General features: G+C 47.6%; 6 protein-coding genes. All 6 read left to right on the forward strand.

Annotated features, from left to right (window positions below; translation table 11 throughout):
• Nucleotides 1-1,906 (forward strand): HAMP domain-containing protein (locus tag GX089_00005; protein ID NLP00854.1); only part of this gene is annotated, 1,906 nt, incomplete at its 5' end.
• A gap of 292 nt (nucleotides 1,907-2,198) precedes the next feature.
• Nucleotides 2,199-4,142 carry an NADH-quinone oxidoreductase subunit NuoF gene (locus tag GX089_00010; protein ID NLP00855.1) on the forward strand — a complete coding sequence of 648 codons (1,944 nt, stop codon included), beginning with the start codon at nucleotides 2,199-2,201 and terminating at the stop codon, nucleotides 4,140-4,142.
• A gap of 5 nt (nucleotides 4,143-4,147) precedes the next feature.
• A complete protein-coding gene (locus tag GX089_00015; protein NLP00856.1) occupies nucleotides 4,148-4,651 on the forward strand; it encodes an NAD(P)H-dependent oxidoreductase subunit E in 504 nt (167 codons plus the stop codon).
• The gene (locus tag GX089_00020; GenBank protein ID NLP00857.1) at nucleotides 4,651-5,040 is read left to right on the forward strand and encodes a response regulator; all 390 of its coding nucleotides are present in this window, start codon (nucleotides 4,651-4,653) and stop codon (nucleotides 5,038-5,040) included. Before GX089_00015 ends, GX089_00020 begins: the two co-directional genes overlap by 1 nt.
• 19 nt (nucleotides 5,041-5,059) lie before the next feature.
• Nucleotides 5,060-5,446, forward strand: a complete 387-nt coding sequence (locus GX089_00025) for a response regulator (protein ID NLP00858.1) — start codon at nucleotides 5,060-5,062, stop codon at nucleotides 5,444-5,446.
• Nucleotides 5,447-5,566: 120 nt separating this feature from the next.
• Nucleotides 5,567-5,768 (forward strand): response regulator (locus GX089_00030; protein ID NLP00859.1); only part of this gene is annotated, 202 nt, incomplete at its 3' end.

Consider the following 5,768-nt stretch of genomic DNA (forward strand, 5'->3'; position numbering starts at 1 on the left):
TCTGGTTCTGGGGCTGGTTGCGGCCCTGGTCGGAGTGCGGATTGTTCGTACTCAGATTATTAAGAGGGCAGAGGACCAGGTAAGATCAGATCTTAACAGCGCCTGGGGAGTACTCCAAACCGAAATGGATCGTCTGGAGATGGTGCTTCGGTTTACCTCTAATAAAGAAAGTCTGGCTAAGGTAGTAAATGAGGGAAAATGGGATGACAAGGAGTTCAGAAGCACGCTGGAAAATGTGCGTCTGAGCTTCGGGCTTGATTTTCTGAGTATAATGGCTCCAAACGGGAAAGTGGTGCTCAGAAGTGCTGCCCCATATACTACGGGTGATTATTATGTGGCTGAGCCTGCTATAAAGGGAGCTCTGGAGGGAAGGCATTCCACCACTATTACTTTGATGGATGCGGAGGCGCTTGATCGGGAGAACCAGAATCTCTCTGAGAGGGCGTTTATTGTGCTGGAAAAAACACCTAAGGCGCGCCCAACAGAAAAGACCACAGAATCGCGCGGAATGATCATGTTCAGTGCTGTTCCGGTTTCTGTCGGCAATGGGATCGATGCGGTTCTTTATGGCGGTATTCTCCTTAACCGCAATGAGAAACTGACAGAGTTAATACAGAAGAATGTCTACGATTTGCGCAGGGAAAATGCCTCAAGCGGAGCAGTCACGATTTTTCTCAAGGATTGCCGGATAGCTACTACTGTTACAATGAATAATGGTGATCTGGCGTTGGGGACAAGGGTTTCCAAAGACGTTGCAGACCGCGTGCTCGATAACGGGAAGCCATGGCAGGGTCGGGCCTTTGTGGTTAAGGACTGGCACCTTTCGGCCTATGATCCAATAAAGGATTTGGCCGGGAGAGTTATAGGAATATTGTACGTTGGGATACCTGAGGCGCCTTTCAGGACGATGATAAAGGATGTGCTGATCAAATACACTTTACTTTCCCTTGGGGGAGTCATAGTGGCTCTTCTGATGGCTTTTCTCCTGGCGGCGCGGATTGCCCGTCCTCTGCATTATCTGGCTGATGCTGCGCATCAGATGCGAGAAGGAAAGCATCCCGGGAAGGTAACTGTCGGTAATGCTTCTGCTGAGGCTCTCATGCTTATTGACGCATTTAATGCCATGACTGATGACCTTACCGAAAGAGAGGCCAGACTCAGGAGTGTAAATGAGGAACTCACCGTAACAAACAAGAGTTACATGGAGACTTTGGGTTTCATTTCTCATGAACTGAAGACTCCTCTTGGGAGCATATTGAATTACTCTTATCTGCTGGGAGAAAAAAGGTTGGGGGACCTTAATGAAAGGCAGTTGGCGGCGGTAAAGAATATCGACAATAATACCCGCCGTATCACGGAAATGGTTCGTCTTTACCTCAACCTCTCCAGAGTTGAAAACAGGGAACTGCATCCGCACACAGCAGTGCTTGATATCAAGCAGGATATTCTGGAGCCTCTGCTTGGTTCTTTCGATGCAGCTCTGAATGAACACAAGATAAAAGTTGAAAATGAGATAGAAGACGGGCTTTTATGCGCGGCTGATCTCAACATGGCAGCGGAGATTTTTGAGAATCTGATCGGAAACGCCATCAAGTACGGTAATGATAATGGCACAATCACATTGAAGGCTTCGCGCAAAGAAAACATGATCGAGTTTGTAATCCGAAACACCGGTCAGGGGATACCTGCTGAATACCGGGAGATGATTTTTGAGAAGTTCACACGAATAGAAAACCGTCCTCTGGGCAAACAGGCCAAGGGAACCGGACTGGGCCTGTTTATCACCCGTCATTTGATTAATGCTCACGGTGGTACGATAAGGGTGGAATCCAGGGAAGGAGAATGGACTGAATTTGTATTTACATTGCCCAATGGTGAAAAAGAAAGGGTTGAGAGCTATGCGTAGTAAAGATGAGAGTCCCGTGACTCCTGTATTGGAAGAACCCTTAGACGTCAACAGTGCTCCGCAGGAAACCGTTGCGCCTGTCAATGCAGTTCGCGAGAAAAGACAGAGCGCTGTCTGGCGGCTTTTTGAGGAGAAATTCCTTACTGATTTCAGAATTACAGTGGGATCAGCGACCTGCGAGAATGCTGCCGGAAGCCAGGCTGTGTATGAGCGTCTTGTTGAGCGGATCGAAGGCCTTAAGGGTGGACCCAGGGTTACAATCGGGAGGGTTGGATGTGCAGGACGTTGCGACATGGAGCCGGTGGTAACTATCATAAGCAAAGGAAATATCCCGGTCAAATATGTCCATGTCACACCGGAAAAAGTGGATAAGATCTTCGATCACCACATCGTTGGAAAAAAAGTGGCGGAAGAGTATACCATGCGTCACGAGGAAGGTGCTGTGGCACGCAGGCGTATGGTGGCGATGTGTGCTGGAACAGCCTGCAGTATCGACGTGGGCCCGGCTGTTTCTCATCTTGTCGAGCAGATCAATAAGCACGGACTTGGCGAGGTTGTGACAGTGACAAGATCGCAGTGTCCGGGCAGATGTGAGAATGGGCCTGTGATGCACGTGTATCCTGACAATATCGAGTACAGGAATCTTACACCTGAGAAGATAGACAGGATAGTCACTGAGCATTTCTGCAAAAATAAAGTGGTAACTTCTCTTGCGACTAAAAACGCCAAAGTTTCCAATCGTTTCATACCATTTTTCGGTGATATCCATTTCTTCGGCAAACAGCTTCGGGTTGCTCTCCGTAATTGCGGGGTAATAGATCCTGAGAGTATCGATGAGTACCTGGCTGTACGGGGATATGAGGCTGCTGCCAACATTCTCAGTATGGAGCGGAAGGTAGTTATTGAAAAATTCAAACAAAGTCTTTTAAGAGGCCGAGGAGGGGCAGGTTTTTTGACTGCTGCCAAGTGGGAACTTGCCGCTATGCAGAACTCAGATGTGAAGTATCTGATCTGCAATGCCGACGAGGGAGATCCGGGCGCTTTCATGGACAGAAGTCTTATTGAAGGGGATCCCCATACAGTGATCGAGGGGATGATTATCGCCGGGTATGCTATCGGTGCCACACAGGGTTTCGTTTACACACGTATCGAATACCCTCTGGCAATCGAGAGGCTCAATATAGCTATCGAAAAAGCCAGAGAATATGGGTTCCTGGGGAAAAATATTTTGGGGACAGGCTGGGACTTCGACATCGAGGTTCGCCTTGGAGCCGGCGCATTTGTCTGCGGCGAGGAGACTGCGTTGATTCAGTCGATAGAGGGATTCAGGGGAGAGCCCGTTCAGAAACCGCCATTTCCCACAACCAGCGGACTTTGGGGCAAGCCAACTGTTATAAACAATGTTGAGACTTACGCAAATCTTCCTGCTGTTTTTCTTGACGGAGAGAATTGGTTTTCATCTATCGGTACAGGTAAAAGTGCGGGTACCAAGGTGTTTGCACTTGCAGGAAAAGTACGGCATACCGGTCTGGTCGAAGTACCGATGGGAACCACGCTGCGGGAGATTATCTACGATATAGGCGGTGGAATAACCGGAGGAAGAAGTTTCAAGGCAGTGCAGACAGGTGGTCCTGCCGGCGGGTGTCTTCCGGAATCTTACCTTGACACTCCGGTAGACTACGAGTCGCTCGCAGCCGCAGGAAGTATCATGGGCAGCGGCGGAATGATAGTAATGGATGAGGACACATGCATAGTCGATGTGGCCAGGTTCTTCATGGAGTTTATGGTGGATGAATCTTGTGGCCAGTGTACTCCCTGTCGTGCCGGTACCAAAGTCCTCCTTAATATTCTTGAGAAGATCACTCATGGTCAGGGCACAATGGATGATCTTAAGACACTTGAGGAGCTTTCGGGTACAATCCAGCAGTCGTCTCTTTGCGGGCTGGGTAAATGTGCACCTAATTCCGTTTTAAGTACTCTTACCCATTTCCGTCACGAGTACGAAGAGCATATCCTTGAACACAAGTGCAGAGCAGGGGTATGTAAGAATCTTTTCCACTATGAAATAGATGCTGAAAAATGTATCGGATGTCGTTTGTGCGCCAAGAAATGTCCTGTGGGATGCATAATTGGTGAGACAAAAATGCCACATTCCATCATGAATGAACTCTGTACACGTTGCGGAACCTGCATGCAGGTATGCAAGAAGAATGCTGTTATCAAGGTTGGAGGTTAAGAATAATGAGTACAACGGAAACTATAGAAGTAAACCTTCCTACGGAAGTCCAGGATTTTGCAAAAAAGTGTCTCGGTCGCAGCAATCCGAGGAGTTTTCTGATTCCTCTGCTGCACAGACTTCAGGACATCGAAGGATATCTGAAGAGTGAGCATCTCCGCGAAGTTGCAAAGCTTATTGGCACAACTGAAGCCGAGGTAGTCGGGGTGGCATCCTTTTACAATCACTTCAAACTGACTCCACAGGGCAAGCATTCGATTTCAATCTGCCTGGGTACAGCCTGTCATGTGAAAGGTGCTGGATTTGTCGCAGAGAAGATAGGGGAGCTTCTTGGGATAAAAGAGGGTGAGACGACTGATGATGGCCAGTTCTCATTTAAAGCTGCGCGGTGTCTTGGAATGTGCGCAATGGCACCGGTGCTTATGGTTGATGGGAAAGTGTATGGAAGTGTAACTCCTGAAATGGTTGAAGGAATCTTGCGGGATTATGGGTACCAAGGGGGAAAGTAATGTCCAGGGTGATTCTGGTAATTGACGATGATCGGGACTTTGTGGCATCGAACAAAGAGCTCCTTGAAGCTTTTGGCTACCAGGTTGAATGTGCCTATGATGGAACAAGTGGGTTGACAAAAGCAAAAGAGGTTCGTCCCGATCTTGTTGTACTGGATGTCATGATGGCTTATGATACTGAAGGGTTTCAGGTGGCAAGGGAAATTCGGGCCTGTCCTGAGCTTGCCGATACGAAAGTTATGCTGGTGAGTGGAATAGTTTCTGAAAAGGAGTTGCCGTCTCCACTGGAACCTGACCCAGCCTGGCTCCCGGTGGAAAGGATTCTCGACAAACCTATTGACCCCGACCGCCTTATCAGAGAAATCGAACGGATTCTTGGTGTTTCTTAAATGTAATAAGGAGAAGAAAGTGGATAAAAATAAAACTGTATTACTGGTAGATGATGACAAGGAGTACATCAATAGTCTTGAGGAGCTTTTGACTTCTGTCGGGTACAAAGTGTTGATCGCCTATAATGGAAAAGAAGCATTAGCGCACACTGAAAAAACACGCCCTGATGCCATCATTCTGGATGTTATGATGGACAGTGATACTGAGGGCTTTGAGGTCAGCCGTGTTATCAGCAAAACAGATGCTCTGAATGGACTGCCGGTAATTCTGGTTACAGGAATCAGCCGTGAGATGAATCTTCCCTTCAGGTTTGAACCACATAAGGAATTGTTGCCTGTAAAGGCAGTGGTTGATAAGCCGGTTGATCCATCGGATCTTCTGAAAAAATTAGAAGAACTGTGGTAACAGCTTTTACCTGAATTTTTAACTGCCTTCCGGTTGAATTGTTTTTATCTGAGCGCGGTCGCGGGATGATTATGTATTTTTGGATCACAACTTCCAAAATACTTTTCAAAGGGAGATTTCATGGATAAAACAGCATTGGTGATTGATGACAGTCGCGAATTCCGTGATTCGATGAGAGCATTGCTGGAGGCTAACAAGTTCAAGGTAGAGTGTGCTGATGATGGGGAAAGCGGGTTTAAGGCTGCATTAGCCAGCAAACCGGGTTTGATTGTTCTGGATGTTATGATGGAAGATGCAGATACCGGACTTGAGATTGTCCGCA

It is taken from the genome of Fibrobacter sp. (assembly GCA_012523595.1).
Lineage (GTDB): Bacteria > Fibrobacterota > Chitinivibrionia > Chitinivibrionales > Chitinispirillaceae > JAAYIG01.

What these genes read in the sequence shown, in the direction of transcription:
- GX089_00020 (NLP00857.1), top strand. Translation starts at nt 4,651, where the DNA reads ATGTCCAGGGTGATTCTGGTAATTGACGATGATCGGGACTTTGTGGCA.
- GX089_00015 (NLP00856.1), top strand. Translation starts at nt 4,148, where the DNA reads ATGAGTACAACGGAAACTATAGAAGTAAACCTTCCTACGGAAGTCCAG.
- GX089_00010 (NLP00855.1), top strand. Translation starts at nt 2,199, where the DNA reads ATGGAGCCGGTGGTAACTATCATAAGCAAAGGAAATATCCCGGTCAAA.